Genomic DNA, 15954 nt, shown 5'->3' with positions numbered 1-15954 from the left:
CGTCACAGCAGCGCGGCGCGCGGGCCGTCCGGCTCCTCGAGCCGGCGCTCGTGGACGGCGCGGACGATCTCCGAGCTCTCCGCCTCGGTGAGCCTGCGGAAGCCCTCGTCGGTGATGACGATGACGATCGGGTAGATACGGCGCGCGAGGTCGGGACCGCCGGTCGCCGAGTCGTCGTCGGCGGCGTCGTAGAGCGCCTGGACGACGAGCGTGGTGGCCTGCCCCTCCGTGAGGTCGTCACGGAACAGCTTCTTCAGCGCACCACGCGCGAACAGCGAACCGGAACCCGTGGCCGCGTAGCCGTGCTCCTCGGAGCGCCCGCCGGTGACGTCGTAGGAGAAGATGCGGCCCTTCTGCCGGTCCACGTCCCAGCCGGCGAAGAGCGGCACCACGGCCAGGCCCTGCATGGCCATGCCGAGGTTGCTGCGGATCATCGTCGACAGGCGGTTCGCCTTGCCCTCCAGGGAGAGCGAGACGCCTTCGACCTTCTCGAAGTGCTCCAGCTCCAGCTGGAACAGCTTGACCATCTCCACCGCCAGCCCGGCCGTGCCGGCGATGCCCACGGCCGAGTACTCGTCGGCCGGGAAGACCTTCTCGATGTCCCGCTGCGCGATGACATTGCCCATCGTGGCCCGCCGGTCACCGGCCAGCACCACTCCCCCGGGGAACGACGCGGCGACGATCGTCGTGCCGTGCGGCGCCTCGATGACGCCCTGCGTCGGCAGCTGCCGGTTGCGCGGCAGCATCTCGGGCTGGTGCTGCGCCAGGAAGTCCATGAAGGACGACGAGCCCGGCGTCAGGAAGGGAGCCGGCAGACGCCCTGTGCCAGAAAAGTTGGCTTCCACACGAATCCTTCGAAGAGATCTTGAAATACTGCACGGACCATACCCCCGGGCCTCTCAGCCCTCCGTCCCGTGCCCCGGCGGGCACGGGACGGATCACCGGCCCTACTGCCCGCCCTTTTGCACGAACGAACGTACGAAATCTTCGGCGTTCTCTTCGAGCACATCATCGATTTCGTCCAGCACGGAGTCCACGTCGTCCGACAGCTTCTCCTGGCGCTCCTTGAGGTCCTCGGAGACCTGCGCGTCCTGCGCCTGCTCCTCGACCTCCTCCGTCGCACGCGTGGCCTTCTGCTGTCCGCCGCCGGTGTCCTTGGTCGCCATACCCCTCACCCCGCTCGGTTTCGACGTACACGTACACGAGACGTTCAAGATCCGACCCTACAAGCAGGGTCGGGAATCGGCCCTGCACTTGCTACAACGTCCCGGAGCCACCGGGATGATTCCCGTTTCACCCGGCCCTTAAGACCCCGCAGGAGCCCCGCTCAGCCGCCCGACAGCACCCGGACCAGGTCCTCGGCCGTGCGACAGCGGTCCAGGAGCTCCTTGACGTGGTTGCGGGTGCCCCGCAGCGGCTCCAGGGTGGGGACGCGCTGGAGGGAGTCGCGGCCCGGCAGGTCGAAGATCACGGAGTCCCAGGAGGCGGCGGCGACGTCGTCGGCGTACTGCTCCAGGCAGCGGCCCCGGAAGTAGGCCCGGGTGTCCTCGGGCGGGGCGGTGCGGGCGCGGGCGACGTCGGTCTCGTCCAGGAGCCTGCGCACCTTGCCGCGGGCCACGAGGCGGTTGTAGAGGCCCTTGTCGGCGCGGACGTCCGCGTACTGCAGGTCCACGAGCTGCAGCCGGGCCGCGGACCAGTCGAGGCCGTCGCGGCGGCGGTAGCCCTCCAGCAGCTCCAGCTTGGCCACCCAGTCCAGCTCCCCGGCCAGGCTCATCGGATCCCGCTCCAGCCGGCCCAGGACGTCCTCCCAGCGGGAGAGGACGTCCTTGGTCTGCTCGTCGGCGTCCACGCCGAAGCGGTCCTCGACGTATTTGCGGGCCAGCTCGAAGTACTCCATCTGGAGCTGGACGGCCGTGAGTGTGCGACCGCTGCGGAGCGTGACGAGCCGGCGCAGCGAGGGGTCGTGGCTGATCTGGTGGAGGGTGCGGACGGGCTGGTCGACGGCGAGGTCGGCGGCGATGAAGCCGTCCTCGATCATCGAGAGCACCAGGGCGGTGGTGCCGAGCTTGAGGTAGGTGGAGATCTCGGAGAGATTGGCGTCGCCGATGATCACATGGAGCCGGCGGTACTTCTCGGCGTCGGCGTGGGGCTCGTCGCGGGTGTTGATGATGGGCCGTTTGAGGGTGGTCTCCAGGCCGACCTCGACCTCGAAATAGTCCGCGCGCTGGCTGATCTGGAAGCCGTGCTCGTGGCCGTCCTGGCCGATGCCGACGCGGCCTGCGCCGGTGACGACCTGGCGGGAGACGAAGAACGGCGTCAGGTGGCGGACGATGTCCGAGAAGGGGGTCTCCCGCTTCATCAGGTAGTTCTCATGGGTGCCGTAGGAGGCGCCCTTGTTGTCGGTGTTGTTCTTGTAGAGGTGGATGGGCTGGGCGCCGGGCAGCTGGGCGGCGCGTTCGGCCGCCTCCGCCATGATCCGCTCGCCCGCCTTGTCCCACAGGACGGCGTCCCGGGGATTGGTGATCTCCGGTGAGCTGTATTCCGGGTGGGCGTGGTCGACGTAGAGCCGAGCGCCATTGGTGAGGATGACATTGGCCAGGCCGATGTCCTCGTCCGTGAGCTGGCTGGCGTCCGCGGCCTCGCGGGCGAGGTCGAAGCCACGGGCGTCCCTCAGCGGGTTCTCCTCCTCGAAGTCCCAGCGGGCACGGCGTGCCCGGTGCATCGCGGCCGCGTAGGCGTTGACGATCTGGGACGAGGTGAGCATGGCATTGGCGTTCGGGTGACCGGGGACGGAGATCCCGTACTCCGTCTCGATGCCCATTACTCGCCGTACGGTCATGCGGCCCTCCTTGCCCGGCGGCGCCCCCGGGTGGGGTCGGCGCTCAAGTACCGCTGCGCTTCCGATCCGTGCACGGTCCCCGATCCCCCACTGCGCTTCGCGGTGGTACCACCGAAGAGCCTAGAACGGCTTTGCGGCGCTGGGGAGATCATTACAGTCATTGCTGGGGTTGGTGCCCCGCGCGGACGGCGGCATGGTCCGCGTCCCACGAGTGGTGCAACGCATGGTGCAAAACGCGTCCGGCTGCGGACGCCCTGCTCCTTCCCCGCCCTCGAGGGGGCGGGGAAGGCACAGCAACAGGGACATCCGCAGCCGGACGGCGGTGTTACAGATACTGGCCGGTATTGGCCACGGTGTCGATGGAGCGGCCGGTGTCCGCGCCCTGCTTTCCGGTGACGAGGGTGCGGATGAAGACGATCCGCTCGCCCTTCTTTCCGGAGATCCGGGCCCAGTCGTCCGGGTTGGTGGTGTTGGGCAGGTCCTCGTTCTCCTTGAACTCGTCGACGCAGGCGGCGAGCAGGTGGGAGACGCGCAGGCCCTTCTGGTTGTGGTCCAGGAAGGCCTTGATGGCCATCTTCTTGGCCCGGTCCACGATGTTCTGGATCATCGCTCCGGAATTGAAGTCCTTGAAGTAGAGGACTTCCTTGTCACCGTTGGCGTAGGTGACCTCCAGGAAGCGGTTCTCCTCGGATTCGGCGTACATCTGCTCGACGACCGACTGGATCATGCCCTCGACGGTGACCCTGGCGTCCCCGCCGTGCTCGGCGAGGTCGTCGGCGTGCAGCGGGAGGGTCTCGGTCAGGTACTTCGAGAAGATGTCCTTGGCGGCCTCCGCGTCCGGGCGCTCGATCTTGATCTTCACATCGAGGCGGCCGGGGCGCAGGATCGCGGGGTCGATCATGTCCTCGCGGTTGGAGGCGCCGATGACGATGACGTTCTCCAGGCCCTCCACGCCGTCGATCTCGGAGAGCAGCTGGGGGACGATGGTGTTCTCCACGTCCGAGCTGACGCCGGAGCCGCGGGTGCGGAAGAGGGAGTCCATCTCGTCGAAGAAGACGATCACGGGGGTGCCCTCGCCGGCCTTCTCCCGGGCGCGCTGGAAGATCAGCCGGATGTGCCGCTCGGTCTCGCCGACGTACTTGTTGAGCAGCTCGGGGCCCTTGATGTTGAGGAAGAAGCTCTTCCCGGCGGGCTTTCCGGTGACCTCGGCGACCTTCTTGGCAAGGGAGTTGGCGACGGCCTTGGCGATGAGGGTCTTGCCGCAGCCGGGGGGGCCGTAGAGCAGGACGCCCTTGGGCGGGCGCAGTTCGTGCTCCTTGAAGAGGTCGGGGTAGAGGTAGGGGAGCTCGACGGCGTCGCGGATCAGCTCGATCTGGTTGCCCAGGCCGCCGATCTTCGTGTAGTCGATGTCCGGGACCTCTTCGAGGACGAGTTCCTCGACCTCGCTCTTGGGGATGACCTCGTAGACGTAGCCGGAGCGGGTCTCCAGCAGGAGGGCGTCGCCGGGGCGGATGGTGGTGTCCAGCAGGGGCTCGGCGAGCCGCACCACCCGCTCCTCGTCGGTGTGCCCGATGACCAGGGCGCGTTCGCCGTCCTCGAGGATCTCCTTGAGGGTGACGATGTCGCCGTGGCGCTCGAAGGCCATGGCTTCGACGATGTTGAGCGCCTCGTTGAGCATGACCTCCTGGCCGGGCCGGAGGTCCTCGACGTCGACGCTCGGGGACGCGTTCACCCGGAGTTTGCGGCCTCCGGTGAAGATGTCGGCCGTGCCGTCCTCGTTGGCCGCGAGGAAGACGCCGAAGCCGGCGGGGGGCTGTGCCAGGCGGTCGACCTCCTCCTTGAGGGCCACGATCTGGTCGCGGGCCTCACGGAGGGTGTTCGCGAGCCGTTCGTTCTGCGCGGAGACGCCGGCCAGGTTCGTCTGGAGCTCGACGATCCGCTCCTCGAGAATCCTCGTGTGACGCGGAGAGTCGGCGAGCTTGCGTCGCAGGACGGCGATCTCCTGCTCGAGATAGGCAACCTGGCCCGCGGGGTCGTCAGACCCTCGTCCCGGCCGGATGCCGCGGTTCATGTCGTCGTCGTGGGCTGCCACGGTCCTCACCTCCTCCAAGGGGAGCTGGACGCTTCCTGACCCTACCTGGGCCGGTGCAGGTTGAAACCCCTAGATCACAAACCCGGTCGGAGTGTGTCCGATCTTCACCCTTGCGCACGTCCTCACGTGAGGGGGATACCCACCCATCAACATCGGAAAGCGGGCGGTTGTATCGTCGACTCGGTCAACACCCGTCAGGGCTGGCTCCAATTGATTCACGAACGCAGGAAACGGCAGGCGAGATGACCGCGCAGGAAGAAGAGCTCGAAGTCTGGATCGACCAGGACCTCTGCACCGGCGACGGCATCTGCGCCCAGTACGCCCCCGAGGTCTTCGAGCTCGACATCGACGGTCTCGCCTATGTGAAGAGCGCCGACGACGAGCTTCTCCAGGACAAGGGTGCCACCACCCCCGTGCCGCTGACGCTGCTGAACGACGTCCGGGACTCGGCGAACGAGTGCCCCGGCGACTGCATCCACGTGCGCCGCGTCTCCGACAAGGTCGAGGTCTACGGCCCGGACGCCGAATAACGCATCGTCACCTCATGTGACGGTTCAGGCACTCTCCGCAATGGGCTGTGCCGTCAGGACGAACTGGCCGTCCCTCCAGTGCCACTTGACCGCCCTGCGCAGGTCCGGGCAGCAGCGGGGCACACCGCTGCCTGAATAGCCGAGGAGAGTGGCCGAAACCGTCCGGCCGGTCGCGTCCAGGCCGGTGATGCTCATGCCCTCCTTGGGGTCCACCAGGGTCGCCACGACCCGGGGCGCCGCGCCCGGGGCGGCCGGGGCCGCGAGGACGTACACGCCGCTGGGCCGGGTGCCCCCGCCGGAACCGCAGCGCACCTCGACGGCCGTCTCGGGCCGCCCGTCCCCGTCCAGGTCGGCGGTGGCGCGCCGGACCACCTCGGGGCGGGTGGGGCCGCAGTCGACGGGATAGCGCGCGGCGCCCGGGTCCGGGGCGGCGGCCGGCGGGCCCGCCGGGGCCTTCGCGGGCGCGGTGGCGCCGGCCGTGGCGTCGCCCGGGCCGGTCAGGGCGGCGCCCAGGATCACCGCGGCCAGGGCGGCGGCGGTGGCCAGCCAGTGCGCCGGGCGGGACCGGGTGTGCGGAAGGGGAGCGGAGGCGTCGGGACGGTCGGGACCTGCCGGGGGCTGCACGCGCTGACTCCTGCGAGGGCTGCGGGGACCGGGATCGTCCGCATCGTGCCACACGGCCATGGGCCGGTGAACGGCGGGCGGGGCCCTGAGCGTCACCCAACGCACGTGCGCCACCGCCGAGTTCCGCGGGGAAGCGGAGCACGGCGGCGGCGCACTGGTGGTTCGTTCGGGCGGGTCAGCCCTTGTTGGGGCCCTCGTAGTCCTCGCCGTAGGCGCCCTTGGCGGGGCGGCGGCGGCGCATCGGGGGCTCCACGCCGTCGGCGAGGCGGCGGGCGGTGACGAGGAAGCCGGTGTGGCCGATCATCCGGTGGTCGGGGCGGACCGCGAGGCCCTCCACGTGCCAGTTGCGGATCATCGACTCCCAGGGCTGGGGCTCGGCGAAGCAGCCGATCTCGCGGATGGACTCCACGGTCCGCGCCAGCTGGGTGGTGGTCGCCACGTAGCAGCAGAGGATGCCGCCGGGGACGAGCGCCTTGGAGACGGCCTCCAGGCACTCCCAGGGGGCGAGCATGTCGAGGATCACGCGGTCGACGTCCGTGTCGGACAGGTTGTCCTGGAGGTCGCCGACGGTCAGCTGCCAGGCGGGGTGCGGGCCGCCGAAGTAGCGCTCGACGTTCGCCTTCGCGATCTCCGCGAAGTCCTCACGGCGCTCGTAGGAGTGCAGCATGCCCTGGTCGCCGATGGCGCGCAGCAGGAAGGCGCTGAGCGAGCCGGAGCCCACTCCCGCCTCGACGACGCGCGCGCCGGCGAAGATGTCGGCGAAGGCCAGGATCTGCCCCGCGTCCTTGGGGTAGACCACGGCGGCGCCGCGGGGCATGGACAGGACGTAGTCGGGGAGCAGGGGACGCAGCGCGAGGTACGCGACGTTCCCCGTGGTGCGGACAACACTGCCCTCGGGAGCGCCGATCAGCTCGTCGTGCGGGAAGGAACCCTTGTGGGTGTGGAAATTCTTCCCGGCTTCGAGCGTGAACGTGTAGTGGCGACCCTTGGGGTCGGTGAGCTGGACCTGGTCCCCGACCTGGAAGGGCCCGCGACGGCGGGCGGCACCGGTCGGTTCGGACATGTGACCAGCGTACCGGGCCCGGAAGGGGCCCGGCACCACGGTCCGGGCTCCGCCCCGGCGGCGGTCAGTTCGACGGGCGGGCCATGGCCGCGACGAAGGCGCGCTCGACGTCGGCGGCCGAGAGCACACCGTAGACCTCGCCGGTCTCCTCGGTCACCAGGTACTCGGACGCCGGTGTGGCACGCAGCACTTCCAGCAGCTCCTCGCCGGAGAGCTCGGCGGAGACCCGCATGCCATCGGTGAGGTCCTGGGCGAGCGAGCCGGTGGCGACCCAGGGGCGGCGGTGTTCGGGGACGCCGCCGATGGCGGCCTCGCGGACGAGCGCCCTGGGAGTGCCCTGCCCGTCGACGACGACGAGGGCGCGGGCTCCCGCCTCGTTGGCGCGGCGCAGGGCCTCGGAGAGCGGGGTGGCGGCCTCGACGGGCACGGCGCGCCGGGTGAGGGCGCGGGCGCGCAGCTCGGGGAGGTGCTCGCGCAGGCGGGCCATGCGCAGGCTGTTGCCGGCGCCGGTCCAGATGATCGCGGCGAGGATGGCGGCGAGCAGGGCGTCGGTGAGGGTGTCGACGCCGCCGAGGTCCTCGGTGTCGCCGCCGTGGGTGAGCAGGGGCAGGCCGACGAGGACGGCGACGGCGAGGGCACGGCCGACCCAGGCGGCGGCGACGGTGCCGGTCATGGGTTTGCCGCTGATCTTCCAGACGACGGCGCGGAGCATCCGGCCGCCGTCGAGGGGCAGGCCGGGGAGGAGGTTGAAGGCCGCGACCAGGAGGTTGGAGATCATCAGTCCGGCGAGCAGGACGCCGGGGACGGTGCCGGGTTCGACGGCGAGCATGGCGAGGTAGAAGACGCCGGCGAGGATCAGGGAGAGCAGGGGGCCGACGAAGGCGAGGACGAATTCCCGGCCGGGGGTCTCGCTCTCCTTCTCGATCTCGGAGACGCCGCCGAAGAACTGGAGCTGGATGCGGCGCACGGGGAGCTTGAAGCGCAGGGCGGCGACCGTGTGGGCCAGCTCGTGGACGAGCACGGAGGCGTAGAAGGCGACGGCGAAGAAGAGGGCGACGAGGTAGCGGACGCCGCCGAGCTCGGGGAGGACCCGGTCGAGCTGGCCGCCGAAGACCCAGGTGATCAGGCCGGCGACGAGGAACCAGCTGGGGGCGACGTAGACGGGCACGCCGAAGGGCCGGCCCATGAGGATCCCGCCGCCCGTCTCCGGCGGTCGGCGCGGCCCGCCGTCCTCGGGCCCGGCCTGGTGGCCGGCGCCCCCCGCGCCGGATCGGCCCTGCCCGCTGTCGTCCACGGTGTCCCCTCGTCCTGTCCGGCCCTGGTCCGGGGCCGGTGTGTTCTCCCGATCATGCAGGGTGACGGGCCCTACCGTCGATGGTATGCGGCCGACTGTCGGTTACGGGCCGTAGGGTCTGTGTCATGGATACCGCCTCCGAGAACTCCGCCGGGCGGGCCGGCGCCGCCCGGCCGGCCTCGCTGTCGCCGTCCCGTGCGGCCGATTTCATGCAGTGCCCGCTGCTCTACCGCTTCCGGGTGATCGACCGGCTGCCGGAGAAGCCCAGCGCCGCGGCCACGCGGGGCACGGTGGTGCACGCGGTGCTGGAGCGGCTCTTCGACGCCCCGGCGGCCGAGCGCACGGTTCCCCGGGCCCGGGGGCTGGTGCCGGGCGAGTGGGAGCGGCTGCTGGCGGCGAAGCCGGAGCTGGCGGAGCTGTTCGTCCGGGAGGACGGCTCGCACGACGAGGAACGGCTGGGCACGTGGCTGGCGGACGCGGAGCGGCTGGTCGAGCGCTGGTTCACGCTGGAGGACCCGACGCGGCTGGAGCCGGCCGAGCGCGAGCTGTTCGTGGAGACGGTGCTGGCGGACGCGGGCCCGTCGGGCCTGACGCTGCGCGGCATCGTGGACCGGGTGGACGTGACGCCGGCCGGTGACGTGCGGATCGTGGACTACAAGACGGGCAAGGCCCCGGCGCCGCGGTTCCGGGAGACGCCGCTGTTCCAGATGATGTTCTACGCGCTGGTGATCTGGCGGTTGCGCGGGCGGATCCCGCGCCGGCTCCAGCTGGTCTACCTGGGCAGCGGGGACGTGCTGACGTACGACCCGGTCGAGGCGGAGCTGCTGGCGGTGGAGCGGAAGCTGCGCGCCCTGTGGGAGGCGATCTCGCTGGCCACGGAGACGGGCGACTGGCGGCCGCGGCCCACCAAGCTGTGCGGCTGGTGCGACCACCAGGCGGTGTGCCCGGAGTTCGGCGGCACTCCCCCGCCGTACCCGCTGCCGGTCGTCCCGGCCCCGCGCGCGGCGGGCGACGGTCCGGCTGCCTCCGGGGAGGGCTCGCAGGGCAGAATGGACGAGGTCTAACGAAGGAGAGTTCCTGTGGCGATCCGCGTCCTATTGGTCGACGACCAGCCGCTGCTGCGCACCGGCTTCCGCATGATCCTGGAGGCCGAGCAGGACCTGGCGGTCGTCGGGGAGGCCGGGGACGGTCTGCAGGCGCTCGAGCAGGTGCGGGCGCTGCAGCCCGATGTGGTGCTGATGGACATCCGGATGCCCCGCATGGACGGGGTGGAGGCCACCCGGCAGATCACCGGCCCTGAGCGGAACGGCCCGGCGAAGGTGCTGGTGCTGACCACGTTCGATCTGGACGAGTACGTGGTGGAGGCGCTGCGCGCGGGGGCGAGCGGCTTCCTGCTGAAGGACGCGCCGGCCCATGAGCTGGTCCAGGCGATCCGGGTGGTGGCGGGGGGCGAGGCCATGCTGGCCCCGAGCATCACGCGCCGGCTGCTGGACAAGTACGCGGGGCACCTGCCGTCGGGCGAGGAGCCGCTGCCGGACACCCTCCACACGCTGACGGACCGTGAGGTCGAGGTGCTGAAGCTGGTGGCCCGGGGGCTGTCCAACGCGGAGATCGCCGCGGACCTGTTCGTCAGCGAGACGACGGTCAAGACGCACGTGGGTCATGTGCTGACGAAGCTGGGCCTGCGTGACCGGGTGCAGGCCGCGGTCTACGCGTACGAGAGCGGTCTGGTGCGTCCCGGCGCCCAGTAGCGCCGTCCGGTACGGCCGGTACAACGGGAGCGCCCCGGCGCACGATCGGATCGTGCGCCGGGGCGCTTCCCTTTGACGTGAGGACGGGTCAGCCCTTGCCGCCCTTGCTGATCTCCCAGAAACGGAAGACGGTCGAGGCGTCGAGGGTCCACTGGAGGCCCGAGATCCGCTCGTTGGCGACGGCGTACTGCTTGCCCTGCCACAGCGGGAGGACGGGCACGTCCTGGGCCACGGCGTTCTGGAGCTTGACGAAGTCGCTGACGGTCGCCGCGCGGCTGCCCTGGGCGGCGGTGGCGGGCAGGATGCCCGCGATGTCCTTCGACTGGTAGTTGTTGGCGAGGACGTTCTGCTCGCCGAAGAACGGCGCGGTGAAGTTGTCGGGGTCCGGGTAGTCGGGGACCCAGCCCTTGACGTAGACGGCGTACTTGCCGGCCGCGATGTCCTTCTCGTACTGCTCGATCGGCACGCTCTGGACGTCGGCCTCGAACAGGCCGCTGGCGTTCAGCTGGTCGGCGATCGCCTTGAACTCGGCCACGGTGCCCGGGCCGTAACGGACGGGGGTGGCCCACAGGGTGAGCTTCACCTTGCCGCTGACGTTCGCGGAGGCGAGGGCGGCCTTGGCCTTGTCGGGCTGCGGGCGGTCGCCGTAGACGTCGAAGAACGGCGTCTTGTGGGCGGTGATGCCGCTGGGCACGACCGAGTACAGCGGCTCGGCGGTGCGCTTGTAGACGTCGCGGACGAGGGTGCTGCGGTCGATGAGGTAGGCGATGGCCTTGCGCACGCCGACCTTGCCGACCACCGGGTCCTTGGTGTTGAAGACCAGGTGCTGGACCTCGGCGCTGTTGCCCTCGACGACCTTGACCGCGCCCTTCTCGTTGGACGTGGCCTCAAGGTCGGCGATGTCCTTGATGGCGAGGCCTCGGTAGGCGAGGTCGACGTCGCCCTTCTGGACGGCGGACTTCAGGGCTTCCTGGTCGCCGTGGAAGAGCTTGAGGGTCATGCCGCTGTTCTGGACGACGGCGGGGCCCTTGTAGGAGCTGTTGACCTTGAAGACGGCCTTGGACTTGTCGTAGGAGTCCAGCTTGTAGACGCCGGAGCCCATGGCCTTGCCGTCGGTGCGGAGCTTGTCCGCCGGGTACTCCTTGTGGTCGACGATCGACCCGGCGCCGGAGGCTATCTTCAGCGGGAAGGTGGCGTCCGGGCGCTTGAGCTGGAAGACGACGGTGGACTTGTCCGGCGTCTTGATGCTCCCGATGGTGGAGAGCATCGTGGACGCCGGACCGTCCTTGTCGTTGATCTTCAGGGTGCGGCGGAAGGAGAAGGCGACGTCCTCGGAGGTGAGGTCGTCACCGTTGCTGAACTTCAGGCCGTCCTGGAGCTCGCACTGGTAGACGGTGCTGTTCTCGTCCTTGAACTTGCAGCTCTTGGCGGCGTCCGGCACGGGCGTGGTGCCGCCCTTGGGGAAGCTCATCAGCGACTGGAAGACGTTGTTGAAGAGCAGCCAGGAACCGGGGTCGTAACCGGAGGCCGGGTCGGTGGCTTGCACCTCGTCCGACATCCCCATGACCACCGACTCACCGGTGCCGGCCGCCTTGCCGTCGTCCGAACCGCACCCGCTCAGCAGGGCGGCGGCAAGCCCCGCGCCAAGCGGGGCGGCGAGCCACTGGTCACGTTTCTCACGTGCACATTCCTCACAGTTCTTGGTTCGCTGACGGGATGTCTTGAGCTGTAACGCGTTCTGTGGAGCAGATGAAGCAGGTGGAGCTGGTGAAACAGGTGGTGCGATGGAGCTGTCGGTGATCCGGGGTGGCCGGCCGGTGCGGGGCGTTACACGCCGCGCCCGAGCTCCCACGGCTGGAGTTCGGCCGCCGCGTTGAGGGCCCACTCCGCGCCGGTGATCTTGTCCCGGGCCGCGACGTACTGCTTGCCCTGCCACAGCGGGAGCACCGGGACGTCGTCGGCGACGATGTCCTGGGCCTGCTGGAAGAACCGGGCCGCCGCGTCGCGCTGCGAGGACAGCCGGGACTGCGGGATCAGCTCGTTGATGATCTTCGAGTTCTTGTAGGGCGACCCGAGGAAGTTGTCCTTGCCGACGAACGGGTCGACGAAGTTGTCCGGGTCCGGGAAGTCGGGGAACCAGCCGATGCCGTAGACGGCGTACTTGCCCTTGGCGGCCTCGGGGCGGAAGTCCGCCCACTTCACGCCCTGGAGCTTGACGTCGAACAGACCGCTGTCGTTGAGCTGCTTCTGGAGCGACTTGAAGGACTTCTCGGTGGCCTCGCCGTAGTGGTCCGTGGCGTAGGTGAGGACGAGCGGCACCGACGAGGTGACGTTGGCGCCGCGCAGGATGGCCTTGGCCTTCTCCACGCTGGGCTCGCCGTACTTGTTGGAGAAGGAGTTCTGGTGGCCGGCGACGCCGGTGGGCACGATCGAGTACAGCGGCTCGTTCGTCCGGTGGTAGTCGTCGCGGGTCAGCGCCTGACGGTCGACGAGCTGGGCCACGGCCTGGCGGACGGCCTTGTTCTTGACCGTGGAGTCCTCGGTGTTGAAGGCGAGGAAGCTGGTCTCGGCACCGGGCGACTCGTGCAGCTGGACGCCCTGGCCGGCGGCGGTGCGCAGGCGGTCGATCTGCTCGGGCAGCAGGGCGCGGTTGATCACGTCGATGTCGCCGGCCTTCAGGGCCTTCTCCATCGACGCGGAGTCGTCGAAGAAGCGCATCTCGACCTTGTCGTTCTGCAGCTTCAGCGGGCCCTGGTAGTCGTTGTTCCGGGTGAAGGTGACCTTGATGACGCGGTCGTCCTTGACCTCGGTGTCGATGGCGTACGGGCCGGAGCCGACCACCTTGAAGCCGTCGTCCAGCTTGTCCTTGGCGTAGGACTCGCTGTCGACGATGGCGGCGGCCGGGGTGGCGATCTTCTGCGGGAAGGTGGCGTCCGGCGTCTTGAGGTGGAAGACCACCTCGAGCTCGCTGGGGGTCTCGACCTTGTCGATGTTGCTCAGCAGGGAGACCGGGCCGTTCTCGAAGTTGATCCGCCGGGCGCGGTCGATGGAGAACTTGACGTCCTCGGCGGTGAGCGCGTGCCCGTTGGTGAACTTCAGGCCCTTGCGCAGCGTGCAGCGGAACTGCTCGCTGTTGCGGTCGCCGAAGGAGCACCGCTCGGCCGCGTCGGCGACCGGCCCGGTGCCCGAGCGCGGCAGGCGCAGCAGCGTCTGGAAACCGCTGTGGAGGACGTTCCACACCCCGACGTCGTACGCGGCGGCCGGGTCGAAGGGCGCGGGCGCGTCGGTGGTCTGCTCGAACCGGTCGGTGGTGCCGATGACGATGGCCTTGCCGCCGCCGGATCCCGCGCTTCCGCCACAGGCGACGAGCACGGGCGCCAGCAGGCCTGCCACGGTCGGCAGGACCAACGTCTTGCGGTTCATTGTCTGGGGTTCTCCCTGTGGTGCGTTCGGTTGCCCGGACCCTACCGATACCGGAAGGGCGGTCATACGGGCAGCCGTGAAGTTCTCGCGAAGAGATTAGTGCGCATGGCCGGTGCCGCCGGAACAGGGTGAACTCGAGGCGATATCACACCGCGATAACGAAAGACGGATGTCCGATATCCGGACGCCGGAACGATTCCGGCACGGGATGATCTATCCGGACACAAGGGTGCGCTTCAGCCCGTCCGAAAGCGCTTCCGGGGGCGCGGGGAAGCCCCCGGAGGCTCCCGATCCGGTGACCAACGTCACTTCCGCGATGACTTCGACGGCCGGGGGAATTCAGCCAGCGCATTCGTCACGGAAAACAATCGTTCAAGCGCCCAGAGTTTCAGAGCTTGATCAATCCGCGCAGAAAAGAGAGATCGACTTCTTCCAGGGAGCCCACGACCGTACGGCCCGCGGCGGCCGGGATCGGCGCCACCGAGGGCACCGCCACCACCCGGCAGCCCGCCGCCTCGGCGGCGGTCACGCCCGTCATGGTGTCCTCCACGACCGCGCAGCGCGCCGGGTCCGCGCCCAGCCGCGTGGCGGCCAGCAGATACGGGTCCGGGTGGGGCTTGGTGCGCGCCAGCTCGTCGCCGGCGACGGTCAGGGTGAAGTGCTGCGGGCCCAGACTGTGGAGCACCCGGTCGATGATCTCCCGGTGGGAGGCCGAGACCAGGGCCGTCGGCACCCCGTGGGCGGCCAGCTCGGCGAGCAGCCGCCGGGCGCCCGGCATCAGCGGCACGCCCTGGCCGATCATCTGGGCGAAGCGCGTGTTCAGCAGCGCGCTGAGCTCGGCGAGGGCGATCCGCGCGCCCGTCGCCTTGATCAGGAAGGCGGCGCTGCGCGCCATCGGGCCGCCGACGACCACCTCGCGCCACTCCTCGAGCAGCTGGTGGCCGAGCTCGGCGAAGACCGCCGTCTCCACCTCCCACCAGAAGCCCTCGGTGTCGACCAGCGTGCCGTCCATGTCGAGCAGGACCGCCTGCAGGGCCGATGCCGAGCGCGTGTCGACCGCGGGAAGACTGCTGGTCATCCGCACACCTCCTGGGGGGACGAGAAGGCCGGCCCCCCACCCTTCCTCGGGTGGCGAACCGGCCTTCACCGGGCAGACAAGTGTACGGCGGATCATTGCGGCGCGTCGCGTCGATAACCCGCGAATTCCTCCGTCGGCCGCGCCCCACGGGCCCGGGAGCCGGTGGCGCGCCCCGCCGGGGACGGGCGTCTCAGCCGTCGCCCTCCGTACCGTCGGCGCCCTCCTCGGGGGCCCCGGCGGTATCGCCCTCCTCGTCCTTGGCGGGCGGGCGCGGCGGCCGGGTCCGGCCGCTGGCCGTGTCCCGGAGGTAGGAGGCGTCCCGGCCGCCCTCGGTGAGGCCCGGCTCGGCCGCGACCCCGCCCGGCTGGCCGGGCCCCGGCTGGCCGTCGCGGCGGCGCAGATAGCGCTCGAACTCCCGGGCGATGGCCTCTCCGGAGGCCTCCGGCAGATCGGCGGTGTCCCGCGCCTCCTCCAGGGACTGGACGTACTCGGCGACCTCGCTGTCCTCGGCCGCCAGCTGGTCGACGCCCAGCTGCCAGGCGCGGGCGTCCTCCGGCAGCTCGCCCTGCGGGACGCGCAGGTCGATCAGGTCCTCCAGGCGGTTGAGGAGCGCCAGGGTGGCCTTGGGGTTGGGCGGCTGGGAGACGTAGTGCGGCACGGCCGCCCAGAGGCTGACCGCCGGGACGCCCGCGTGGGTGCACGCCTCCTGGAGGACGCCGACGATCCCCGTCGGGCCCTCGTAGCGGGACTCCTCCAGATCGAGGGTGCGGGCCAGGTCCGGGTCGGAGGTGACGCCGCTGACCGGCACCGGCCGGGTGTGGGGGGTGTCGCCGAGCAGCGAGCCCAGGATCACCACCATCTCCACGCCCAGCTCGTGGGCGAAGCCCAGGATCTCGTTGCAGAAGGACCGCCAGCGCATGCTGGGTTCGATGCCGCGCACCAGCACGAGGTCGCGCGGGGCGCCACCGGAGGCGCGCACCACGGACAGCCGGGTGGTCGGCCAGGTGATCTTACGGATGCCCCCGTCCAGCCAGATCGTGGGCCGGTTGACCTGGAAGTCGTAGTAGTCCTCGGCGTCGAGGGCGGCGAAGACCTCGCCCTTCCACTCCCGGTCGAGGTGCGCCACGGCACTGGAGGCGGCGTCCCCGGCGTCGTTCCAGCCCTCGAAGGCACAGATCATGACCGGGTCGATCAGCTCGGGAACCCCCTCAAGCTCGATCACCCAGCGCCTCCTTCCGACCGGGGTCCACGGGCACCGCC

14 protein-coding genes are annotated in these 15954 nt (G+C 70.1%); 3 read left to right on the top strand and 11 right to left on the bottom strand.

Translation table 11 applies throughout. The features are described 5' to 3' along the window. Positions 1-2 precede the first annotated feature (2 nt). The 4 genes from prcB to arc form a co-directional block, all read right to left on the bottom strand. Positions 3-845: a proteasome subunit beta gene (gene prcB / locus IE096_RS20255; RefSeq protein ID WP_189453763.1), complete on the bottom strand. Its 843-nt coding sequence runs from the start codon at positions 843-845 to the stop codon at positions 3-5. A gap of 102 nt (positions 846-947) precedes the next feature. Then, entirely contained in the window at positions 948-1166 is a 219-nt protein-coding gene (locus tag IE096_RS20250; RefSeq protein WP_126913432.1) for a ubiquitin-like protein Pup, read from the bottom strand. A gap of 161 nt (positions 1167-1327) precedes the next feature. Continuing rightward, positions 1328-2839 carry a depupylase/deamidase Dop gene (gene dop / locus IE096_RS20245; RefSeq protein WP_373298169.1) on the bottom strand — a complete coding sequence of 504 codons (1512 nt, stop codon included), beginning with the start codon at positions 2837-2839 and terminating at the stop codon, positions 1328-1330. A gap of 325 nt (positions 2840-3164) precedes the next feature. Continuing rightward, positions 3165-4931 (bottom strand): proteasome ATPase, encoded by a 1767-nt coding sequence (gene arc, locus IE096_RS20240; protein WP_189453761.1) that lies wholly within the window; start codon positions 4929-4931, stop codon positions 3165-3167. 242 nt (positions 4932-5173) lie between these two features. On the opposite strand from arc, the gene IE096_RS20235 reads away from it, so the two are divergent. Then, the gene (locus IE096_RS20235) at positions 5174-5461 is read left to right on the top strand and encodes a ferredoxin (protein WP_189453759.1); all 288 of its coding nucleotides are present in this window, start codon (positions 5174-5176) and stop codon (positions 5459-5461) included. 24 nt (positions 5462-5485) lie between these two features. Here the strand turns inward: IE096_RS20235 and IE096_RS20230 are convergent, their stop codons facing one another. From IE096_RS20230 to IE096_RS20220, 3 genes are all read right to left on the bottom strand, one after another. After that, complete coding sequence (locus IE096_RS20230; RefSeq protein ID WP_189453757.1) at positions 5486-6085, bottom strand: hypothetical protein; 600 nt, start codon at positions 6083-6085, stop codon at positions 5486-5488. 175 nt (positions 6086-6260) lie between these two features. Then, on the bottom strand, positions 6261-7148 hold the full coding sequence (locus tag IE096_RS20225) for a tRNA (adenine-N1)-methyltransferase (protein WP_189453755.1): 888 nt from the start codon (positions 7146-7148) through the stop codon (positions 6261-6263). Positions 7149-7212: 64 nt separating this feature from the next. Next, on the bottom strand, positions 7213-8442 hold the full coding sequence (locus tag IE096_RS20220) for a site-2 protease family protein (protein ID WP_189453753.1): 1230 nt from the start codon (positions 8440-8442) through the stop codon (positions 7213-7215). A 125-nt stretch (positions 8443-8567) separates the two neighbouring features. Between IE096_RS20220 and IE096_RS20215 the strand changes: the two genes are divergently transcribed. Beyond that, positions 8568-9506 carry a RecB family exonuclease gene (locus IE096_RS20215; RefSeq protein WP_229820418.1) on the top strand — a complete coding sequence of 313 codons (939 nt, stop codon included), beginning with the start codon at positions 8568-8570 and terminating at the stop codon, positions 9504-9506. 15 nt (positions 9507-9521) lie between these two features. After that, on the top strand, positions 9522-10193 hold the full coding sequence (locus tag IE096_RS20210; protein WP_126913439.1) for a response regulator: 672 nt from the start codon (positions 9522-9524) through the stop codon (positions 10191-10193). Between the two features lie 88 nt (positions 10194-10281). Here IE096_RS20210 and IE096_RS20205 read toward each other — a convergent pair whose 3' ends face one another. The 4 genes from IE096_RS20205 to IE096_RS20190 form a co-directional block, all read right to left on the bottom strand. Then, the gene (locus IE096_RS20205) at positions 10282-11751 is read right to left on the bottom strand and encodes an ABC transporter substrate-binding protein (RefSeq protein ID WP_229820416.1); all 1470 of its coding nucleotides are present in this window, start codon (positions 11749-11751) and stop codon (positions 10282-10284) included. Positions 11752-12020: 269 nt separating this feature from the next. Then, the gene (locus IE096_RS20200) at positions 12021-13616 is read right to left on the bottom strand and encodes an ABC transporter substrate-binding protein (protein ID WP_189453748.1); all 1596 of its coding nucleotides are present in this window, start codon (positions 13614-13616) and stop codon (positions 12021-12023) included. A gap of 388 nt (positions 13617-14004) precedes the next feature. Beyond that, positions 14005-14694, bottom strand: coding sequence for an HAD family hydrolase (locus tag IE096_RS20195; protein ID WP_189453746.1), 690 nt, complete (start codon positions 14692-14694; stop codon positions 14005-14007). Positions 14695-14884: 190 nt separating this feature from the next. After that, positions 14885-15916, bottom strand: coding sequence for a PAC2 family protein (locus tag IE096_RS20190; protein WP_126913443.1), 1032 nt, complete (start codon positions 15914-15916; stop codon positions 14885-14887). Between the last annotated feature and the right edge of the window lie 38 nt (positions 15917-15954).

This window comes from Streptomyces abikoensis, assembly GCF_014648775.1.
Taxonomy (GTDB): domain Bacteria; phylum Actinomycetota; class Actinomycetes; order Streptomycetales; family Streptomycetaceae; genus Streptomyces; species Streptomyces abikoensis.
This window is presented reverse-complemented; position numbering and strand designations above follow the sequence as displayed.

Excerpts from the sequence above, each read along its gene's own strand:
- IE096_RS20200 (WP_189453748.1), bottom strand. The coding sequence starts at position 13,616 with ATGAACCGCAAGACGTTGGTCCTGCCGACCGTGGCAGGCCTGCTGGCG.
- IE096_RS20215 (WP_229820418.1), top strand. The coding sequence starts at position 8,568 with ATGGATACCGCCTCCGAGAACTCCGCCGGGCGGGCCGGCGCCGCCCGG.
- IE096_RS20195 (WP_189453746.1), bottom strand. The coding sequence starts at position 14,694 with ATGACCAGCAGTCTTCCCGCGGTCGACACGCGCTCGGCATCGGCCCTG.
- IE096_RS20250 (WP_126913432.1), bottom strand. The coding sequence starts at position 1,166 with ATGGCGACCAAGGACACCGGCGGCGGACAGCAGAAGGCCACGCGTGCG.
- IE096_RS20235 (WP_189453759.1), top strand. The coding sequence starts at position 5,174 with ATGACCGCGCAGGAAGAAGAGCTCGAAGTCTGGATCGACCAGGACCTC.
- IE096_RS20225 (WP_189453755.1), bottom strand. The coding sequence starts at position 7,148 with ATGTCCGAACCGACCGGTGCCGCCCGCCGTCGCGGGCCCTTCCAGGTC.
- IE096_RS20205 (WP_229820416.1), bottom strand. The coding sequence starts at position 11,751 with ATGTCGGACGAGGTGCAAGCCACCGACCCGGCCTCCGGTTACGACCCC.
- dop (WP_373298169.1), bottom strand. The coding sequence starts at position 2,839 with ATGACCGTACGGCGAGTAATGGGCATCGAGACGGAGTACGGGATCTCC.